Source organism: Micromonospora sp. IBHARD003 (genome assembly GCF_056106285.1).
Window position 1 is genome coordinate 3,629,898 of sequence record NZ_JBWBBX010000001.1, and the last position, 20,097, is coordinate 3,649,994.

Below are 20,097 nucleotides of genomic sequence, written 5' to 3' on the forward strand. Positions count from 1 at the left end.
GAGCTGTCACGTTGCCCGGACGCTAGCACGCGAGTTCTGGCATGACAGCCAGCACCTATGCCGCGGCGCCGGCGCAGAGGGTCCTCTGCGCCGGCGCCGTCGGCCGGGTGTCAACCGAGACGGGCCAGCTTCGCCACGGCGCTGGGCTCCACGAGCTCGTTCTTCAGGGCCACCGGCACCGCCACCTGGCCGGTGCCCTCGCCGACGGTCAGCGAGCCGACGACCGTGCCCGCCTTGGCCGCGTGCGGCAGCGTCTTGCCGCCGTTCGTCAGCTTCAGCTTGACGGTGAGGCCCGACCAGCCCACCGCCGCCATGTCCTTGGTGGCGACGAGCGGGACCGAACCGCCGAGACCGTCCTCGACCGAGCCGACGACCTGCCCCTTCTTGACGACGGCCGCCGAGGTGACCGCCTTCTGGGCGCCCTTGATGAGCTTGAGGCTGTCATCGAGCGAGGCGGTGAGCTTCTCGTCCAGCGTGCCGCCGCGCTGGATGCCGAAGACGGCACCGTAGATCCGGCGGGACTTGCCGTCGACGACGGTGCTGGCGGACCAGAGAAGACAGCCGCCGGCCGGGGTCGAGGATCCGGTCTTGATGCCGTTCACACCGGGGTTCAGCAGGATCTTGTTGACGTTGTAGATCTTCTTGTCGATGCCCTCGATCGTGACGTCGGGCATGTCGACGATCTCCCTGAAGACCTCGTTCTGCATGACCGCCTTGGCCAGCTTCAGCTGGTCCGTGGCGGTCGACACGGTCGAGGAGCGCAGTCCGCTCGGGTCCGTGTACGTGGTGTCGTTCATGCCGAGCTCCTTGGCCGCGGCATTCATCTTCTCGACGAACGCGGCCTCGGATCCGGAGTCCCAGCGGGCGAGGAGCCGTGCCGCGTTGTTCCCGGACGGGATCATCAGCAGCTGAAGCATCTGCTTCTCGGTGAACTTCTGGCCCGCGCGGATGGGGGCCGTCGACTCGTCCGTGGCCCTGGACTCCTCCTCGGCCTTCTGGTCCACCTCGATCATCGGCCCGGTCTGGTCGCCCTTGAGCGGATGGCTCCTGAGGATCAGATAGGCCGTCATCGTCTTCGTGACGCTCGCGATCGGGGCAGGCTTCTGCGCACCGCCGGTGCCCAGGCTGCCGAGGCCCTCGACCTCGACGGCCGACTGGCCCTCGGTGGGCCACGGCAGGGCGGCCTCCTCGCCCTCGAAGGTGTACTCGGACTTGGCGGTCAGCTCGAGGGCGGGATCGGGAAGCGGGCGCACCATCTGCACGATCGCAAAGACGATCAGCAGGAGCACGACCAGCGGCGTCCAGATCCGGACCCGCCTGAGCGCCGTACGGACCGGGGTCTGCGGGGGCGGCGGCGTGTTGGTCAGCTCGGCGAGCAGATCGAGCGGGGGCTTCGGCGGCAGCGGCTGCTGCTTGGTCCGCTCGGGTTCGCTGAGGGAGACGGTGGATTCGGGAGCAGGGGATGCGGACGGAGCCGTGGAAGGCGACGGAGCCGTGGAAGGCGAGGTCGCGGTCCGTGCGGCCGGCGCGGACCGTTCCGGAGCCCCGGAAGGGGCCGACGGCGCGGCCGAACGGGCCGCGGGCGTTGCAGGTGCCGCAGGTGCCGCGGGCGCCGCGGATGAATCGTCACGGCGCAGCGGAACGAACTTGCTGGTCCGCTCACTCGCCGACTCCGGCTTCGCCCCGGGCTGGGATGTGGGTCCCGGCTCCGACGTCGGCCGGGTGATCTTGAGTGCCGTGGTCGGCTGGTCGACGGCCCGGCGCACGGGTGCCTTGAACACGGCCGTCGGCTGGTCCACCGGTTGGTCGGTCCGGCCCGCCTTCTCGGCGGAAGGCGCGGCAGGGCCGTCTTCGGTTGCCCGGGAGGCGGCGCCGCCCTTGTTGGTGTCACTCCCGCCGGAGTCGCCCTTGCCGGAGTCGCCCTCGGCGGCTGCGCCGCCTTCGGTGGACGTGCCGTCCTCGGTGGCGTCTTCCCGAGTTGTGGCGTCACTCTCGGGCTCCGTGGTGTCGCCGTCGGGGGCCGCGGTACCAGTGGAGGTGCCGGCGTCATCCGCCGCTCGGGCCGCGTCCGCGTCCGCGTCCGCGTCGGCGTCCTCGTCGTCGGTCTCGTCGGCCGCGGGCTCGTCCACGGAAGTGCGCTCGTCGTCCGTGGCGTCGGCGAAGGCGTCGTCCGTGGCGTCGGTTTCCGCCTCAGCGGACTCACGAGCCTCACCGGAGTCGCCGGACTCGCCGCCGTCGCCGGCCTTTTCGCCGTCCGCCGCTTCCTGCGCCCCGGCGGGCTCCTCCACGTCGTGGCCCGCGCCGGCGTCGTCTCCGTCCGACTGCGCGCTCTCCGCCTTCGTGCTCGCCGCCTCCGCGGCGGCAGGCTCGTCGGTCGTGGAGGCGCCCTCCCCCGCCGCCTCCACGCCGTTTGCGTCGTCGCTCTTCGCGTCGTCGGCGCCGTTCGCGTCGTCGTCCGCCGTCGACACCCAGGCGGCCACGGCCTTCCGCAGCCGCGCGTCGTCACCGCCCGAAGCGGTGTCCGACCGCGCGCCCGGGGACGCGTCGCCGTCAGGGCCTGCGTCGGCGTCGGCATCCGGGGACGTGGTCCCGTTCCCGTTCGCGGCCACAGCCGTGCTCACGGATGCCCCGGAACCGGAAGCCGGTTCCGAGTCGTCCTGATCAGTGCGCGACGGCAGTGTCCTGAACACCGCCGTCGCCTGGTCGACACGCCCCTCCGGCGGATCCCCCTCCGCACGGACCATGGCAAGCCTCGGATCGCTTTCGCCCGAAGCAGTCTCCCCCGACGACTTCTGGTGCTCCGACTTGTCGGGGGACTCGCCCGCCACCGTGCCTCCTTCATGCCTGTCCGCCGCCTACGACGACTGTCCGAACCATCTACCAGTGTCCTGTGTGAGCGCTTGGCCCCTCTGCTAGACGAGAACGACATACCTGCCGGTTCCATCACGAAGCACCCAGGCACTCTCGACAGACCAATGTGAGAGGCGTCACCCTGTCATTCATCCACGCGGGGAGGCATGGATGGGCAGGAGCCGCAGAACAATTCCGGAGGAGCTTCTGCTGCTCGCTCTGGACCCGGCCACGGGTACCACAGCGCAGCCGCAGTCGCTCGACCTCGGCCTGGCCGGAGCACAGCTAGTGGAGCTGGCCCTGGCAGGACGGATAGCCCCTGACGGGGATCGTATCGCCGTGGTGATGCCACGGCCGACTGGAGATCCGACACTGGACTCCGCACTGGAGCTGCTGCGCAGACGCGGCAGCCCGGTTCGGGCTGTCCACTGGATTGGCGGGCCCCGGCTGGGACTCCGCCAGACCTACCTCTCGCATCTGGAGCGATGCGGCATGGTGCATGCCGTGGAGGGCCAGATGTGCGGGGTACTGCCGACGACTCGCTACCAGGCGACGGACACGGCGATCAGCCGGGAGATCAGGTCCCGGCTGGACAGTGCGATCCGCACCGGCGTGCCGCCGGACCCGCGGACCGCGGCGCTCGCCGCACTGGCCCACGCGGTCGGTCTCGGCAAGCACCTCTACCCGGGGAACGAAGGGCGTTCGTCGCGCTCCCGGCTCCGGGACCTGATCAGGCACGACCCGATGGGCGGTCTCGTGGCGCACGCCGTCATGGACGTCCAGAACGGTGCGGCCGCACAGCCGCGCCGTAACTCCGCAGCGAGCAGCCGCCCGTCGGCCGCTCCGGTGCCACAGCACCGGGGGAGCATGGCCCGCGCCGCCGTGCACTGATCCGCGACGGAGCCGGGTACCAGCACACGCACCGCCCGCGCACGGGGGCGGCGCGCAGCACGGCCGCATCCGCGCCGTTCGCTCCGCACCGCGCGCGTCCGCACCACACGGCAAGGGACGCACCGCACGCACGCATCCGCACCACGGCATCACCGCACTACAGCATCAGCGCACCTCGGCACATCAGTACGACACATCCGCGCCGCGGCACGAACCGCACCCTCTTCGTACCGCGGCACGATGGCACCCAGCACGCACGGCGTCAACAACACGCACACAAAACCCGGTTCGGGAGCCGCACGGAACGCGCGGGGCAGTCATGATGACTACCCCGCGCGTTCGCGTTGTTGCGCGTGTCGTCATTTTCCAGCGCAGCCAGCCGAGTTGGTGGCAGTCTGCTGAGACGTAGATACGCACAGCAACGTACAGAGACATCAGCAGCCGGAGGTGCAGTTCTCGTGGCGTCCAACGTCAACCCCACCGTCAGGCGCCGCCGCTTGGGCCAGGAGCTGCGCCGGCTCCGCGAACTCAAGGGCATGACCGCGGAGGAGGTGGCGGAGCGCCTGCTCGTCTCGCAGTCGAAGATCAGCCGCCTCGAGAACGGCCGCCGCTCGATCAGCCAGCGCGACGTCCGCGACCTGTGCGGGGTGTACGAGGTCGAGGACCACCGGGTCGTCGAATCACTCATGCAGATGGCCAAGGACTCCCGCCAGCAGGGCTGGTGGCATGCCTTCGGCGACATCCCGTACAGCGTCTACATCGGCCTGGAGACGGACGCGGCTTCGCTGCGCGTCTACGAACCCCAGATCGTGCCCGGTCTGCTCCAGACCCGGCAGTACGCGGAGGCGCTCATCTCCGGCGCGCTGCCCGAAACTCCCGTCAGCGACGTCGAGAAGCGGGTGCAGGTCAGGATGCGCAGACAGGAGCGCGTCGTCGGGCCGGACAATCCGCTGCGGCTGTGGGCCGTGGTCGACGAGGCCGCGCTGCGCAGGGTGGTGGGCAACGAGCAGCTGATGCGGGACCAGCTGGAGTTCCTGGTCGAGCAGTCACAACTGCCCCATGTCACGGTGCAGGTGCTGCCGTTCACCATGGGCGCCCATCCCGGCATCACGGGTCACTACGCGGTCCTCGAGTTCCCCGACGCCTCGGATTCGAGCGTCGTCTACATCGAGGGCGTCACCAGCGACCTGTATCTGGAGAAGGCGAACGACGTCCACAAGTACACCGTGATGTACGAGCACTTGCGTGCGCAGGCGCTGAACGTCGACCAGACACGGCAGTTCATCGCGGACATCGCCAAGGGGTACGCCAAGTGACATCCGGGTAGCCAGTGTGAAGAGGGGCGCACGGTACACGGTGGAAACCGTTTGCCGGAAGCACATCGTGGAATATGCCATCCGGTCGGGTGAAGGGTCATTCTCAGCCACCGACCCTGCCAAGTAGCGTCGTGATCACGCCGTCAAGCACCGAGTACGTCGACGGCGACGACCGACCTGGAACCGGAGACACACATGGCTATTCACAAGGGCGCCCTGGACAACTGGACCAAGTCCTCCTACTCCGGAGGTAACGGCGCATGCATCGAGGTCAAGTCCCCCATTGAGGACGCGATCGCGGTGCGGGACTCCAAGGTCCCCGCCGGCCCCTCCCTCACCTTCGTCCCGGACTCGTGGAACGCCTTCGTCCACGAGGTGAGCAAGGGTTCGCTCTAAGCTCTCACGCGAACCGGCGAACACCGGATCGGGGCGCAGATCGAGCGCAGATCGAGCGCAGATCGCGCACTGGGCGGAACGCCGGATCGGAGCACCGGGCGGAACGCCGGATCCGATGACAGAGCCCTCTCGACTGGTCCGCCGTCCCGGCCGAGGGGGCTCGGCCTATGTCCTCATGACCGGCTCATCGGCACAACCGGTCCGTCCGGGGCACCCAACCAGCGAATCCCTCAGCGCAGCTGGTCCACATAGCGGTCCGTGCCGGGCACCGTCGGGATGAACGGCGCGACCAGCTCCACCCTCCCCAGCTCCCCCGCGTCGAGATCCGCGAAGTGCCCCTCCCAGCACTCCCGCGGGTCCCGCTCCAGGAACCAGAGCAGCGTCAGCCGTGTGTCAACGCCTTCCACCTGCTTGACGTACGACATCCGCTCCAGCGGCAGCGGTGTCGGCCGGAAGACCGTCACCATGGCCGCGGGCGAGCCCGCGAGCCGTTTGGGCAACTCGCGTGATCGCAGCCGGTCGAGCAGCTCGGCCCGCCGCTCGGGCTCTTCCGCGTCGATGACCTCGACGACCAGTCCCGCGTAGGGGTGGTCCAGGGCGTGGTAGTCGCGCGGGCCCGCGGCGCCGTCACGGTAGACGGTCGCCACGTGGTCCTGGAAAGCGGTGAACACATGCGTACGGGCCTGGTGGACCCGGCCGTCGCGGTTCAGCCTCTTGTTGATGCCGACGGTCCACTTCATATGGTCGTCGTAGCGTCCCTCGGTGATCCAGTACGTGGAGATGTAACAGCCCGCCGTCACCGGCTGGGCGATCGCCGACTTCTCCGGGTACCGCAGCAGTTGCAGTTCGCGGGGCGCCACCCAGCGCCGGCCCGCGAACATCCACGGCATCGCCATCGCGCCCGCGTAGTAGTGGTCGTCCTCGTACCAGCGGTTGTACGCGTACTCGTGGCCGGGATGGGGCTCGACCATGGTGATCAGGGCATGACCGGGACGGACTCCGTAGGGGCCGACGGCGGCAAGCTCCGCGTACTGCTCGGACCGGGTGTCCTGTGTGTCTTCACTCATGACGCTCCCCTTCCTCCCTCTTCCTTCCTCCGGCGGACGGACCTACTCTGACGCTCCGTCAGATGGATGGCCAGATGGCTGACCGGAGTGACGACATGACGACAAGAGTGACGACCAGAGTCGGGAGCCGTCGGGATGCTGCTGCAGGGGAAGACCGTCATCGTCTCCGGCGTCGGAGCCGGTCTTGGGCACCAGGTCGCCGCCGCCGTGGTGAGGGACGGCGGCAATGCCGTGCTCGGTGCGCGCACGGAGGCGAACCTCGCCAAGACCGCCGCGCAGATCGACCCCACGGGCGCCCGTACCGCACTGCGCCCCACCGACATCACCGACGAGACGCAGTGCGAGGCGCTGGCGGCCCTCGCGGTCGAACGGTTCGGGCGGATCGACGCGGTCGTCCATGTGGCCGCCCTGGACGGCTATTTCGGCGGACTCCAGGACGCCGACTTCACGACCTGGCAGCAGGTCGTCGACGTCAATCTGCTGGGGACGCTGCGGATGACCCGGGCCTGTCTGCCGGCCCTGAAGGAGCAGGGCGGCTCCGTCGTCATCATCGGCACCCAGTCGGCGGTGGCCGCCCCCTCCCAGGTACGGCAGGCGGCGTACGCGGCGTCCAAGGGGGCGCTCACCTCGGCGATGTACTCGCTGGCGCAGGAGCTCGGCCCGCACCGGATCCGGGTCAACACCGTACTGCCCGGCTGGATGTGGGGACCGCCGGTGGAGGCGTACGTACAGTTCACCGCACACACCGAGGCGGTGCCCGAATCCGAGGTGCTCGACCGGCTGAACGCGCGGATGGCCCTGCCGGAGCTGGCCACGGACGGTGACGTCGCCGACGCGGTGGTGTTCATGGCCTCCGACCGGGCAAGGGCGATCACGGGACAGTCGCTGCTGGTCAACGCGGGGGAGCTGATGCGCTGACACAGCAGTACGGCCCCAGTACGGACGCGGCGATGCGCCGACGCGGCAACCGGGGGCAGAGCGGCCCCCGGGGCCCGGGCCCCGGTCAGCCTCGCGGGTAGCGCAGCAGCCAGCCCTGCGACGACGCCGCGGGACCGTGCAGGGCCGGGCCCTGGGTCATCTCCATGGCGAAGTCGTCCGCGAGCTCCAGGACGGTGGCCCGGCCCTCGAGCTCCGCGAGCCAGGCCGGAGGCAGCGCCGTCTCCCCGTGCATGGCGCCGAGGAGGGCGCCGCAGAGCGCGCCGGTGATGTGCGAAGCACCGTCGTGGTTGACGGCGAGACGCAGGCCGTGCCGGATGTCCTCGCCGACGAGCGTGCAGTAGACGGCCACGGCGAGCGCGTCCTCGGCGTTCTCCGGATTGCCCAGGGCCGCGACCCGGGCCGGGCTGGGAATGCCCTGGCGCACGGCACCGAGGGCCTGCTTCAGCGCATCGGTCACCATCTGGTGGCCCGGGCGGGAGGCGAGCAGGGCGAGCGCGCGCTGGACAGAGCCGTCGACGGTCTCACCGCGTGCGAGCCCGTGCACGATCACCGCGAAGGCGCCGGCCGACAGATATGCGGTCGGGTGCCCGTGGGTCTGGGTCGCGCACTCCACGGCGAGCTGGCAGACCAGCTGCGGCTCCCAGCCCACCAGCAGTCCGAAGGGCGCCGAGCGGAGGACGGCGCCGGCGTCACGGGCCGTGGGGTTCTTGGGCTTGTCCAGAGTGCCGAGGGTCTCGTCGTCGAGTCCGCCGAGGCTGGCCGGGTGGGGGTCGCGACGGGTGTAGAGCCACTCCTCGCGGGCGAGCCAGCCGTTGTCCTTACGGCGCTCGTCCGGGCCCCAGTCGCGCTGTGTGGCCGCCCAGCGCAGATAGGCCCGGTGCACATCGGTGGGCGGGTGCCAGGCACCCGTGTCCCGGCGCACCTGGGCGCGTATGAGGCCGTCGACGGTGAAGAGGGTCAGCTGGGTGGCTGCGGTGACGGCGCCCCGCCGGCCGTACGCGGGTACGAAGTCCCCGACGCCGTCGGGCCCGTGGACGCTGCGCAGCTCGTCGACGGTCTGCCCCGCGACCCCGGCGCCGAGAGCGTCGCCGATGGCGCCGCCCAGCAGACAGCCGCGTACCCGGGCACGGAAATCCTGCTGCTCGGCACGGCCCCAGACGGCTGTGGCTGCTGTGGTCACGCGGGGTTCCCTCCTCATTCGTGCCCAGCACTGTAATCGACCGAGAGAGATCGCTTCATGGGCGCAATCAAGCCGGAACGGTGCGTGACTGGTCGTCCGTCTCGCCGGGTTTGATCGCCGTTCTCCGTCTGGTTCCGCTTATGTCATGACCCGCTGCCGCACGCGGGGCATGCCTCCGGTGACGCGTGCGAACCCCTCTGCCGTACGTGGCCCCGTCCCGGCGTCGCCGCGTCACAGCGAAGCAGCGCCGCTCCACCGGATCACCAGACCGAATACCCCCACATACCCTTCACCGGGCCGCCCGGCCGCGGTCGCCAAAAAGACCGGTACGGCGGAGCCACACGCCCCGGAACCGCCGGCGCGAAGCCACCCCACCCTCAGCGTCCTCGCATTCCGCTTCCGTCACTTCGGGCCAAAGCATTCCGTTCCGGAGTCGCCCGCAACCGGGACCGCCCGGAGCCTCCCCGAAACGGCAACGGGGCCTCCCGCAACCAGGACACGCAGCCAGAACCGGCCAGAGCCACGCACGGCCACCCGGCACTGCCCGGAGCCGAGGCAACCCGTTCCGAAGCGGCCCGAAGCGGCGCGAAACCGCCCGGAGCCGCTGTACTCGGTCGGCTGTGCCCAGTCCGCCACGCCCGGTCCGCCATGCCCGGACGCTGTGCTCGGTCCGCCGTGCTCACTCCGTCGCACTCAGTCCGTCGCGCTCAGTCCGTCAGCACCGGAAGCAGCTCCGGCAGGTGCCCGTCCGACGCCGCCGCGGCCGCGATGCGCTCCTCGGACACCTCGCCGTAGAGCGTCGTGCGGGGCCTCGCGGGCCGCCCGGCGGCCTCCGCGATCGCGACCAGGTCCTGGACCGAGCGGTACGAGCCGTAGCTGGAGCCGGCCATCCGGGAGATGGTCTCCTCCATCAGCGTGCCGCCCAGGTCGTTCGCTCCCGAGCGAAGCATCTCCGCCGCACCGTCCGTGCCGAGTTTGACCCAACTTGTCTGGATATTCGGAATGTGGGGGTGGAGCAGCAGCCGGGCCATCGCCATCACGGCCCGGTTGTCACGGGTGGTCGGACCGGGCCTCGCGATACCCGCGAGATAGACCGGCGCGTTGGTGTGGATGAACGGAAGGGTCACGAACTCGGTGAAACCACCCGTTTCCTGCTGTATCCGGGAGAGCGTACGGAAGTGCCCGAGCCAGTGGCGGGGCTGGTCGACATGCCCGTACATCATGGTCGAACTGGAGCGGATGCCCAGCTCGTGCGCCGTGGTCACGACCTCGATCCAGGTGGCCGTGGGCAGCTTGCCCTTGGTCAGCACCCAGCGCACCTCGTCGTCGAGGATCTCCGCGGCCGTGCCCGGGATGGAGTCGAGGCCCGCTTCCTTCGCGGCCGTCAGCCACTCCCTGATCGACATTCCCGTCCTGGTCGCGCCGTTGACCACTTCCATCGGCGAGAAGGCGTGGACATGCATGCCGGGGACGCGTTCCTTCACGGCGCGGGCGATGTCGAAGTAGGCCGTGCCGGGCAGGTCCGGGTGGATTCCGCCCTGCATACAGACCTCGACGGCGCCGACGTCCCACGCCTGCTGCGCGCGGTCCGCGACCTGGCTCAGCGAGAGCGTGTAGGCGTCGGCGTCCGTGCGGCGCTGGGCGAAAGCGCAGAAACGGCAGCCGGTGTAGCAGACGTTGGTGAAGTTGATGTTGCGGGTGACGATGTACGTCACGTCGTCACCGACCGCCGCCTTGCGCACGTCGTCGGCGATACGGGTCAGGGCGTCCAGCGCCGGACCGTCCGCGTGCAGCAGCGCCAGGGCCTCGGCGTCGGTCAGCTTCGTGGGGTCGTCGGCGGCCGTCGCGAGGGCCCCGCGCACGTCCGTGTCGATGCGGGACGGCACCATGCCGGGCGCGGCGGCCTCGCGCAGTGCCTCCCAGTCCCCGTACACCTCGTCGAAGTCGTCCCGCCGGTCGCCCGTGCGCCCGTCGGTGTCGATGGTGCGGTGCAGATCGGTGCGCCCGGAGGAGGTGAAGGCCTCCTCGGGCTCCTGCCAGGGCAGCCCGACCGGCAGGGCCCGCTCGTCCGCCATGCCCGTGTCGGGGTCGGCCAGTGCCCGTACGTGCGGCAGCAGCCGCGGGTCCAGCCAGGGCTCGCCGCGCTTCACGAACTCCGGGTACACCGCGAGCCGTTCACGCAGCCGGAAGCCGGATGCCGCCGATCGCTCGGCGAGCGTGTCGATCTGCGGCCAGGGCCGCTCCGGGTTGACATGGTCGGGCGTGAGCGGAGACACCCCGCCCCAGTCGTCGATCCCGGCGGCGATCAGCCGCCCGTACTCGTCGTCCACGAGGTTCGGCGGCGCCTGCAGACAGCCCGAGGGGCCCATGATGTGCCGGGCGACGGCGATCGTCGCGACCAGGTCGTCCAGCTCGGCGTCCGGCATGCCGCGCATCGCCGTGTCCGGCTTGGCGCGGAAGTTCTGGATGATGAGCTCCTGGATGCCGTGGTAGGCCCGTGAGACGCGGCGTAGCGCGAACAGCGAATCCGCGCGCTCCTCGTACGTCTCGCCGATCCCGATGAGCAGTCCGCTCGTGAACGGCACCGAGCTGCGCCCGGCGTCCTCCAGCACCCGCAGCCGGACGGCGGGCTCCTTGTCGGGCGATCCGTAGTGCGGCCCGCCGGGCTCGCTCCACAGTCGCTCGGCGGTCGTCTCCAGCATCATCCCCATCGACGGCGCGACGGGCTTGAGCCGCTGGAAGTCCGTCCAGCTCATCACCCCGGGGTTGAGGTGGGGCAGCAGTCCGGTCTCCTCGAGGATGCGGATCGCCATGGCGCGGACGTACGCGATCGTGTCGTCGTACCCCTCGGCCTCCAGCCACTCCCGGGCCTCCGGCCAGCGGTCCTCCGGCTTGTCCCCGAGGGTGATCAGCGCTTCCTTGCAGCCCAGTGCGGCCCCTCGGCGGGCGATGTCCAGCACCTCGTCGGGCGACATGAACGCCCCCGTGGTCTTCGACACGGGAGGTGCCCCCTCCCTGGCCCGAGCACGGCGCAGCTTGCCGGGCACGGTCGCGAAGGTGCAGTAGTGGCACTTGTCCCGACAGAGCCGGGTGAGCGGGATGAACACGCTCTTGGAGTACGTGATGACACCGGGACGTCCCGCCGCCTCCAGCCCCGCGTCCCGCACCCGGGCCGCGGACGCGCACAGATCGTCGAGATCCGCCCCGCGCGCCTGCAGCAGCACGGCGGCCTCGGCGACATCGAGCGCGACACCGTCACGCGCCCGCCGCAGCGCACGGCGCATGGCGTTCTCGGTGGGACGTCCGGGCTGCCCCGCGGGCCGGCCTTCGGTCTCGTGGCGTCCGGGCTGGTGATCGGTCATGGACCGAGCATACGAGCGCGCTCGGACACCGAGGCTGTCACGGGTCACGTCGTATACGGCTTGTCCCCTCACAGGGCGCGGCCGATGAGGCGAATCCGCCGTTGCTTCAGCGACGGGTTCGCGCGAGAGCCGTCCCCACGCTTTGTGCCCCCTCTCCTCGGGCCGAGCCCTGGGGACCTGCGTTTCAAGCCACGGGGGCGCTTTCCGAGCAAACGAAGAAATGCGAACTGTCGTACGGTGGCGCCAAACTGCAGGGGTTCACGAACGGGGGTCCATCGGCATGGAGTTGCCAGCGGCGATCGCCGCTGCGCGCGAGGGGCGCGGCGACCCGGCGCGGCTGCTGGGCGAGTTCCGGCGCACTGCGGTACTCGCGCCCGTGGTGGACGGCGGGCTGATGTCCGCGGACCACGGCGGCATCCGATGGATCTACGCGTTCACGGACGAGTCGGCACTTGCCCGGTTCGCCCGGGCACGGGGTCGCGGTGACGCCGAGTGGGAGTACCTGTCGATCCTCGGGGCCCGACTCCTCGATGCGGTGCTCCCCACGCTCGACGGGCCGACGGGTATCGCGGTCAACGTCGCGGACGAGGACGGCTCGATGATGTTCCCGCCGGTGTCCGGGATCGTTCCCGACTCCATAGCGGTCGATGCGGGAAGCGGCGCATCGAATGCCGGGAGTCCTGCGCGCGGTCGGGACCTTGCGCGCGGTCGTGTGGAGGCTGCCCGATGAGCGGGAACAAGGACCTTGCGGTCGACCAGACCGCGATCAAGAAGATCACGGAGGGGCTGCGGGGCGCCGTCGCCGAGCTCCGCGAGATCGGTACGGCGTCCGGCGCCTCGAGAGGCGCGGGCATCGGCGAACTGACCATGACGAACCGGGAATCGGGGCATCCGGGACTTGCCGCCGACTTCGGGGACTTCAGCGAGCGCTGGGAGTGGGGGGTGCGCGCGCTGGTCCAGGACGCCGGCGATCTCTGCGCGCAGACGGGCATCGCGGCCGGGACCCTCTGGGAGGAGGACCAGTACGTCCATGGGGCGCTGAGGGTCGCGGCGAACGCGGCGTACGGCAATCCTCACGCCGACGAGAACGAGATCGAGAAGAAGGCCTGGGGAGACATCTTCTCGGGCGATGTCTACAAGCCGGACTACAGCGCTGAGAGCTTGCTCAAGGGGCACCAGGACGTCGGGGAGACCTGGGAAGCGGCGAGCAAGCAGATAGCGTCCGAAGGATTCGGCAAGCAGTCGATCGAACGGGCCATGGACATAGCCGAGGAGATCGAGGACCGATGAGCTGGCGGGACCTCGTACCGGAGCCTGTCCAGAACGTGAGCGACGCTTTCAACGCGGCCATGGGCGAAGGCGTCGAACTGGTCGGCGACAAGGCTGCGGACCTGGCCGAGAAGGCCGGCTGGGACGACGGCGCCGACTGGATCCGCGACAAGAGCCGCTCGGCCGCCAACTCCCTGGGTGCGGACGTGTCCGAGTTGGAGCTCGGACAGACGGACGACCCCAGGAAACTGGTCTACGGCAGCGCGGACAAGCTCCGCTCGATCGCCACGCACCTGACGAAGCTCCAGTCCTCGTTCGACAAGGTCGGCGAGGGACTCAAGGGAGTGGACGCCGACGGCTTCCAGGGCGAGGCCGCGACGGCCTTCCGGTCGGCGTCGGCGAAGCAGCCGCCCAAGTGGTTCAAGGCCGCTGACGCCTTCGAGAAGGTGGCCGACGCGCTGAACCGCTTCGCCGATACGGTGGAGTGGGCGCAGAGCCAGGCCGGGGACGCCATCGCGGAGTACGACAAGGCCGGGCAGTTGTGCGAGGACGCCCGTACCGCACACAACCAACGCGTCGACGAGTACAACGCCGCGCTGAAGGCGGAGAAGGAGACACTCCCGCCGCGTCCGGGCGACTTCAAGGAACCGGGCTCGGCCCGGGAGATGGCACAGGCCGCCCAGGACAGGCTGGACGACGCCCGCCGTCAGCGCAACGAGGCGGCGGAGGCTGTCCGTTCCGTCGTTCAGGTCGCCCGTGATGTGGCGCCGCCGAAGCCCTCCTACGGGGAGCAGGTCACAGCCGGTTTCGATCCCATGAACCTCGACGCGCTCCACCTGGTGGGCGGCTTGATCAAGGGCACCGCGGGCATCGCGACCTTCGTCCGCTCGGTCCACCCGCTGGACGCCTACAACCTCTCCCATCCGGCGGAGTACACCACCAGCCTGAACTCGACGGCCGCGGGTCTGCTGACGGCGGCGAACAACCCCGCCGGCACCGCCAAGACCGTGATCAACGAGTTCACGAAGGACCCGGCGGAGGGAATCGGCAAGCTCATCCCCGACATGCTCTTCGGGAGCAAGGGGGCGGGTGCGCTCAAGGACGCCGCGTCAGTCGCCAAGCACGCGGACGACTTCAAGAAGCCGGGACCGGCCCGGACGGATCAGAAGGGCTCCGGCGGCCCGCACGACAGATCGCGCGACTCGAAGTGCGACAAGGTATGTGACGGCGATCCGGTCGACGTGGCGACCGGACGCATGATCCTTCCGCAGACCGACGTGGTGCTCCCCGGGGCCCTGCCGATGGTCTTCGAGCGCACCTTCGAGTCGTCCTACCGCGCCGGCCGGTGGTTCGGCCCCACATGGGCCAGCACGATCGACCAGAGGCTGGAGATCGACTCCGAGGGGGTCGTGTTCGTCCGCGACGACGGCAGCCTGCTCGACTATCCGCACCCCGCACCCGGCGTCCCCGTACTGCCGAAGCACGGCAGCCGCTGGCCCCTGGAACGGCAGTCGGACGGCTACACCGTCACAGATCCGCAGACGGGCCGTGTCTGGCACTTCCTGGAATGGCCCGAGAGCGGACTCGAGGGCGGACCCCAGGGCGGACTCGAGGGCGAAATGGCCCTGCTGACACAGATCGACGACCGCAACGGGGCCTGGATCTCATACGAGTACGCGGCGGACGGGACGCCCTTGTCCGCCTCCCACAGTGGCGGCTACGGACTGCGCTTCACGTCCACCGAGGGGCGGATCACCTCACTCTCCCTCGCCGACGGGACCCGGATCCTCGACTACGGCTACACGGACGGCCATCTGACCGAGGTGGTCAACTCCTCGGGGCAGCCGCTGCGTTTCGGCTATGACGAGCAGGGCCGTATCACGTCCTGGACCGACACCAACGGCAGTCGCTACGACTACGTTTACGACGACCGCCACAGGTGTGTGGCCCAGTCGGGCGCCAACGGGCACATGAGCGCGCGTTTCGCGTACGACGAGCACGTCACCACGGTGACCGACGCCGCGGGACACCTGCGCCGGTACCTCATCAACGACCGGCTTCAGGTCATCGCCGAGACGGACGCGTCGGGTGCCACCACCCGCTTCGAGCGGGACGCGTACAACAGGCTGCTGTCGCGGACCGACCCCTTGGGACACACCACCCGTGTCTCGTACGACGACGCGGGCCGCGTTGTGTCCGTCACCCGTCCGGACGGCAGGCAGAGCCGGGTCGCGTACGACGACCCCGGCTTTCCGGTACGGATCACGAGCGCGGACGGCAGGGTCACGCGGCAGACCTTCGACGAGCGCGGCAACCGCACCTCGGTGACCGACCCGTCCGGCGCGACGACGAGTTCCTCGTACGACGATCACGGCCATCTCGCGTCGGTGACCGATGCCCTGGGGCACACCAGCAGGGTCCGCTGCGACAGGGCGGGCCTCCCTGTCGAGATTACCGATCCGCTGGGCGCGGTCACGCGCTACGAGCGGGACGCCTTCGGCCGCCCGATCGCCCTCACCGACCCGCTCGGCGCCGTCACCCGCCTTGAGTGGACCGTGGAGGGCAAACCCGCGCGCCGCGTGGAGGCCGACGGCTCGGAGCAGTCGTGGGGGTACGACGGCGAGGGCAACTGCGTCCGCCACACCGATGCGATGGGCGGGGTCTCCAGGTACGAGTACACGGACTTCGACCTGCTGGTGGCGCGCACCGGGCCGGACGGCGTGCGGTACGAGTTCAGCCACGACATGGACCTCCGGCTGACCCAGGTCACCAACCCGCAGGGTCTGACCTGGGACTACGCATACGACCCGGCGGGCCGGCTGATATCCGAGAGCGACTTCGACGACCGGACGCTGACGTACGCGTACGACCTCGCGGGACGGCTGGCGTCCCGGACGAACGGCCTCGGCCAGACGATCCGCTATGAACACGATGACCTCGACCGGATCGTCCGCAAGGACGCCGGGGGCGCCGTCACCACCTACGAGTACGACGTCTTCGACGAGCTGGCGGTGGCGGCGGGCCCGGACGCCACGCTGACCCGTCTGCGAGATCGTTTCGGACGACTCATATCCGAGACGGTGAACGGCCGTGAGCTGGCCTTCGCGTACGACGGACTGGGGCGGCGGACGGGCCGTACGACGCCCGGCGGTGCGGTGAGCGCCTGGACGTACGACGCGGCGGGCTGCCGGGCGGAACTCACCACGTCGGGGCGGACGCTCACCTTCGAGCACGACGCCGCGGGCCGGGAGCTGACCCGGCACATCAGTGAGTCGGTCACCCTGCGGCACACCTTCGACGCGATGGGCCGCCTCACCGACCAGCACGTCGTCGGCGCGGACCGCAGCCTCCAGCGCCGCGGCTACACCTACCGCGCGGACGGCAACCTCATCGGCGTCGACGACCAGCTCGGCGGCGCGAGGAGCTTCGACCTGGACGCGGTGGGCCGGGTCACCGCGGTCGATGCGGCCGACTGGACGGAACGGTACGCCTACGACGCGGCGGGCAACCAGACGGAGGCGTCCTGGCCGACCTCCCACCCGGGCCAGGAGGCGACGGGAGCCCGTGCCTACGCGGGCACTCGGATCACCCGCGCGGGCAACGTCCGCTACGAGCACGACGCCCAGGGCCGCGTGGTGCTCCGCCAGAAGACCCGCCTCTCGCGCAAGCCGGACACCTGGCGCTACGAATGGGACGCGGAGGACCGTCTCACCTCGGTGACCACGCCGGACGGTGTGGTGTGGCGCTACCAGTACGACGCCCTGGGGCGGCGCGTAGCGAAGCAACGTCTTGGGGAGGACGGGCAGACGGTCGTCGAGCAGGTGACGTTCACCTGGGACGGCGCGACGCTCTGCGAGCAGACGACCATGGGCGCTGACCTGCCCAGCCCGGTCTCCCTGACCTGGGACTACGCCGGCCTACACCCGCTCGCGCAGACGGAACGCCTCTTGTCGGCGGACGCGCCGCAGTCGGTGATCGACGACCGTTTCTTCGCGATCGTCACGGACCTCGTCGGCACCCCGACGGAACTCGTCGACGAGTCGGGCGACCTGGCGTGGCACACGCGCAGCACGCTGTGGGGGACGACGACGTGGGCGAGGTCGAGCACGGCGTACACGCCGCTGCGGTTTCCGGGGCAGTACTTCGACCCGGAGACGGGGCTGCATTACAACTACTTCCGGCACTATGACCCGGAGACGGCGCGGTACCTCAGCGCAGACCCGTTGGGGTTGGCCCCTGCACCCAACTCAGCCACGTATGTCGACAACCCTCATGGGTGGACTGACCCCCTCGGACTCGCACCGTGTCCAACCGGTCGAGAAGGAGTAGATCACCGAGGTGAAGGAAACCGCTGGAGAGACGATCTCAGCCAGGCAACTGGTAAGACTACACAGGCCAGAAACAGAGCCATCGAGATCATGATGCGCGAGGACTTTCCAGAAGACTTCTTCACGCACCACCCTCAATTTAGCCCTTGGGCGAATAGCGGTATAGCCAAACGTGACGCGGGAACACAGATCGGATTCAAAGCATTTGAGAGCCGCCTTGAGCTCCAAAGAACCCTGGTCCACGAAGAACTCCATCACCGGTGGTACGCTAGGGGGATCAACCCAGGAACCCATCACCCACGCGACGGATCCGGCACATATGACCGCTTCTACAATACCGTGGACAGGTATCTTTCCATGCGAGGCTGGCTGTGATTGAGCAAGCATCTCGAATCGACGATGTCTGCAAACAGTGCAGATTTCCCTGCGAGGGGTGGGTCGTACAACTGGTAAAGGACGACAAACTTCGTTGGGAAATTGAATGGGCCTGCGATAACTGCGGGAACTGGCACGACGGCGACTGGGGAGTCGCACCCCCCTTAGTTCTCAATCCAATCTTGGCTGAACACGGCGAGTATCGCCTACTGCTCACCGGTCCCGAAGCATCGAGCGGAGTTATCCTGAAAGCCTTCCGGCACGTATTCGGCGGGTCCCTGGCGGAAGCAAAGGAACGGTCCACCAAAGCCAGAACGGACGGGTTCCACGGAACGTTCGTTGAGGTTTCGTTTATCAGGGACGTACTGAAAAGGTCCGGATTCTCCTCAACAGTCGAGCGCATAGAGCCAAGCACCCGGCACTGATGCAGCTCAAGAGGCCGGCTCATCAGTTAGCGTCAACTGGTAGACACACAATCGAGTACGAGCTCTGAGACACGGCTGGCAGAATCGCCGGATGCTCGGAGACCGCATCATCCATCGCATCGCGGACGGCGTCCGCATACCCGGTACCTGGCGGCACGCCTTCATCTGCAACGGCGGGCGCTACTTCCTCACCGATCTCGCCATCTACGCGGACGGGCTCATCGACTGCTGGGGCTTGGTCACCCTCGAGGGGTTCGAGGAGAAGCTGCGCAGCGGCTGGGTCGCCACCACGTTCCCGGACGGCGCCGAGGTCTCAGCCCATGACCTGGCCATGTGGAAGTTCCACGAGCCGCACTCCTGGGTCAAGCCCGAGTGGCTGCTCGCCGAAGTGCGGGACACCATCGACACGCTGAACGGACGTCCGGATTCAACGGCACGATGCATGGAGGCTGTTGACGTCTTCCTCGCCGATCGGACCGAGGAGAACCGGGCGGCGACCCGCGAGGCGTATCTGGCCATCCCGGTATCCCAGCGCATGTACGCGCTCGGCGACATGGACCACAAGGACTGGCCGCTCCAGGCGCTGGTGGCCGGCCCCGGCGGCACCATGGAGGACTGGTCCGACGAACCCCTCAGCCAGGAGGACTACAACTCCGCCATCGCCTACTTCGAGGACCGGTCCCAGAGCATCGCCAAAAATCGGTCCCGGGTTCCGGCGGACGGTCCGGCGACCTCTCACGCACCGGCTGTGCAGCTGTACCACTCCTACCCCCGCGAACGCGTGGACGACCCGGGCTTGCTGGGCCTGCGCAACGACTATCCGGCGCCCATCGACGTCGACGGCGTCACGTACGCCTCCGTCGCCCACGCCTACTGGGCCCTGTCAGTCGCCGACGCCGAGACCCGTGCAGCCGTCGCCGCCGCCGACAACGTCTACTCCGCTCGGCGACTCGCGATCGAGGCAGTGCGCCGTGAAGGCTGGGACCACGCTCGCACCGCCGTCATAACCGGCCTGCTGCGCGCCAAGTACGCCCAGCACCCCGATCTGGCGGAGATCCTCCTCGCCACCGATGACGCGACGGTGATCTACGACGACGCCGAATCCCGCTACTGGGGCGACAACGCCGGCCGCGGTCGCAACTGGACCGGCCGCCTCCTCGAACTCGTCCGGTCCGAACTGCACGCGCGCCGGGCCGGGATCGGATATCCGGGATAGGGACACGGTGAGGCCGTAGCTCACGGCAACGGCAGCACAGCCCAGACCGTCTTGCCGATGACGCGCTCTGCCGTACCCCACTCCTTGGCGAGCGCGTCCACGAGCAACAGGCCCCGGCCCGCGTCGGAGTCGGCGGCCGACGGCATGGCGATGGTCGGGACGCGTTCGCCGCACGCGTCGGATACCTCGATTCGGAGCGCGCCTGGCCCGATCAACAGGCGCAGCTCGAAGTCACGCCCCTGCACGCGCCCATGGATCACCGCGTTCGCCGCGAACTCGGCGACGATCAGTGCTGCGGCGTCGGAGAGTTCGCTTCCGTACGGGATGCCCCACGCGTCGAGGCGGTGCACCGCCAGATGCCGGGCCAGCCGGGCGCCACGTCGGGTGGAGCTGAACCGCTGGGTGAACTCAGCCGTGAGGGTGGCGATTTCGGACGTCATGTCACTGAGCGTGGCCGGTCATGAGTACGCTGGCGAGGAGTGA

At 69.3% G+C, this 20,097-nt stretch carries 13 protein-coding genes; 8 read left to right on the forward strand and 5 right to left on the reverse strand.

The genetic code is table 11. From position 1 onward, the window contains the following. Positions 1 to 110 precede the first annotated feature (110 nt). Positions 111 to 2,828 (reverse strand): serine hydrolase, encoded by a 2,718-nt coding sequence (locus tag ACTWOL_RS16045; RefSeq protein WP_474297387.1) that lies wholly within the window; start codon positions 2,826 to 2,828, stop codon positions 111 to 113. A gap of 193 nt (positions 2,829 to 3,021) precedes the next feature. Between ACTWOL_RS16045 and ACTWOL_RS16050 the strand changes: the two genes are divergently transcribed. The 3 genes from ACTWOL_RS16050 to ACTWOL_RS16060 all read left to right on the forward strand — a co-directional run bounded on the left by ACTWOL_RS16050 (position 3,022) and on the right by ACTWOL_RS16060 (position 5,453). After that, a complete protein-coding gene (locus ACTWOL_RS16050) occupies positions 3,022 to 3,741 on the forward strand; it encodes a GOLPH3/VPS74 family protein (RefSeq protein WP_474297388.1) in 720 nt (239 codons plus the stop codon). 458 nt (positions 3,742 to 4,199) lie between these two features. Further along, positions 4,200 to 5,057: a helix-turn-helix domain-containing protein gene (locus ACTWOL_RS16055; protein ID WP_474297389.1), complete on the forward strand. Its 858-nt coding sequence runs from the start codon at positions 4,200 to 4,202 to the stop codon at positions 5,055 to 5,057. A 195-nt stretch (positions 5,058 to 5,252) separates the two neighbouring features. Further along, a complete protein-coding gene (locus ACTWOL_RS16060) occupies positions 5,253 to 5,453 on the forward strand; it encodes a DUF397 domain-containing protein (protein ID WP_474297390.1) in 201 nt (66 codons plus the stop codon). Between the two features lie 230 nt (positions 5,454 to 5,683). On the opposite strand, the gene ACTWOL_RS16065 is transcribed toward ACTWOL_RS16060, so the two are convergent. Next, positions 5,684 to 6,520 (reverse strand): hypothetical protein, encoded by an 837-nt coding sequence (locus tag ACTWOL_RS16065; RefSeq protein ID WP_474297391.1) that lies wholly within the window; start codon positions 6,518 to 6,520, stop codon positions 5,684 to 5,686. Positions 6,521 to 6,655: 135 nt separating this feature from the next. Between ACTWOL_RS16065 and ACTWOL_RS16070 the strand changes: the two genes are divergently transcribed. Beyond that, positions 6,656 to 7,438, forward strand: coding sequence for an SDR family oxidoreductase (locus ACTWOL_RS16070; protein ID WP_474297392.1), 783 nt, complete (start codon positions 6,656 to 6,658; stop codon positions 7,436 to 7,438). 85 nt (positions 7,439 to 7,523) lie between these two features. On the opposite strand, the gene ACTWOL_RS16075 is transcribed toward ACTWOL_RS16070, so the two are convergent. After that, complete coding sequence (locus ACTWOL_RS16075; RefSeq protein WP_474297393.1) at positions 7,524 to 8,639, reverse strand: ADP-ribosylglycohydrolase family protein; 1,116 nt, start codon at positions 8,637 to 8,639, stop codon at positions 7,524 to 7,526. Between the two features lie 707 nt (positions 8,640 to 9,346). After that, on the reverse strand, positions 9,347 to 12,001 hold the full coding sequence (locus ACTWOL_RS16080; protein ID WP_474297394.1) for a bifunctional FO biosynthesis protein CofGH: 2,655 nt from the start codon (positions 11,999 to 12,001) through the stop codon (positions 9,347 to 9,349). 280 nt (positions 12,002 to 12,281) lie between these two features. Here ACTWOL_RS16080 and ACTWOL_RS16085 point away from each other — a divergent pair, with 280 nt between their 5' ends. The 4 genes from ACTWOL_RS16085 to ACTWOL_RS16100 all read left to right on the forward strand — a co-directional run bounded on the left by ACTWOL_RS16085 (position 12,282) and on the right by ACTWOL_RS16100 (position 19,614). Beyond that, on the forward strand, positions 12,282 to 12,731 hold the full coding sequence (locus tag ACTWOL_RS16085) for an SseB family protein (RefSeq protein WP_474297395.1): 450 nt from the start codon (positions 12,282 to 12,284) through the stop codon (positions 12,729 to 12,731). Then, positions 12,728 to 13,291 (forward strand): hypothetical protein, encoded by a 564-nt coding sequence (locus ACTWOL_RS16090; protein ID WP_474297396.1) that lies wholly within the window; start codon positions 12,728 to 12,730, stop codon positions 13,289 to 13,291. Before ACTWOL_RS16085 ends, ACTWOL_RS16090 begins: the two co-directional genes overlap by 4 nt. Continuing rightward, a complete protein-coding gene (locus ACTWOL_RS16095; protein ID WP_474297397.1) occupies positions 13,288 to 17,973 on the forward strand; it encodes a putative T7SS-secreted protein in 4,686 nt (1,561 codons plus the stop codon). The genes ACTWOL_RS16090 and ACTWOL_RS16095 overlap by 4 nt, the downstream gene beginning before the upstream one ends. A 516-nt stretch (positions 17,974 to 18,489) precedes the next feature. Then, positions 18,490 to 19,614: an NADAR family protein gene (locus tag ACTWOL_RS16100; protein WP_474297398.1), complete on the forward strand. Its 1,125-nt coding sequence runs from the start codon at positions 18,490 to 18,492 to the stop codon at positions 19,612 to 19,614. Between the two features lie 20 nt (positions 19,615 to 19,634). On the opposite strand, the gene ACTWOL_RS16105 is transcribed toward ACTWOL_RS16100, so the two are convergent. After that, a complete protein-coding gene (locus ACTWOL_RS16105; RefSeq protein WP_474297399.1) occupies positions 19,635 to 20,054 on the reverse strand; it encodes an ATP-binding protein in 420 nt (139 codons plus the stop codon). Positions 20,055 to 20,097: the final 43 nt, after the last annotated feature.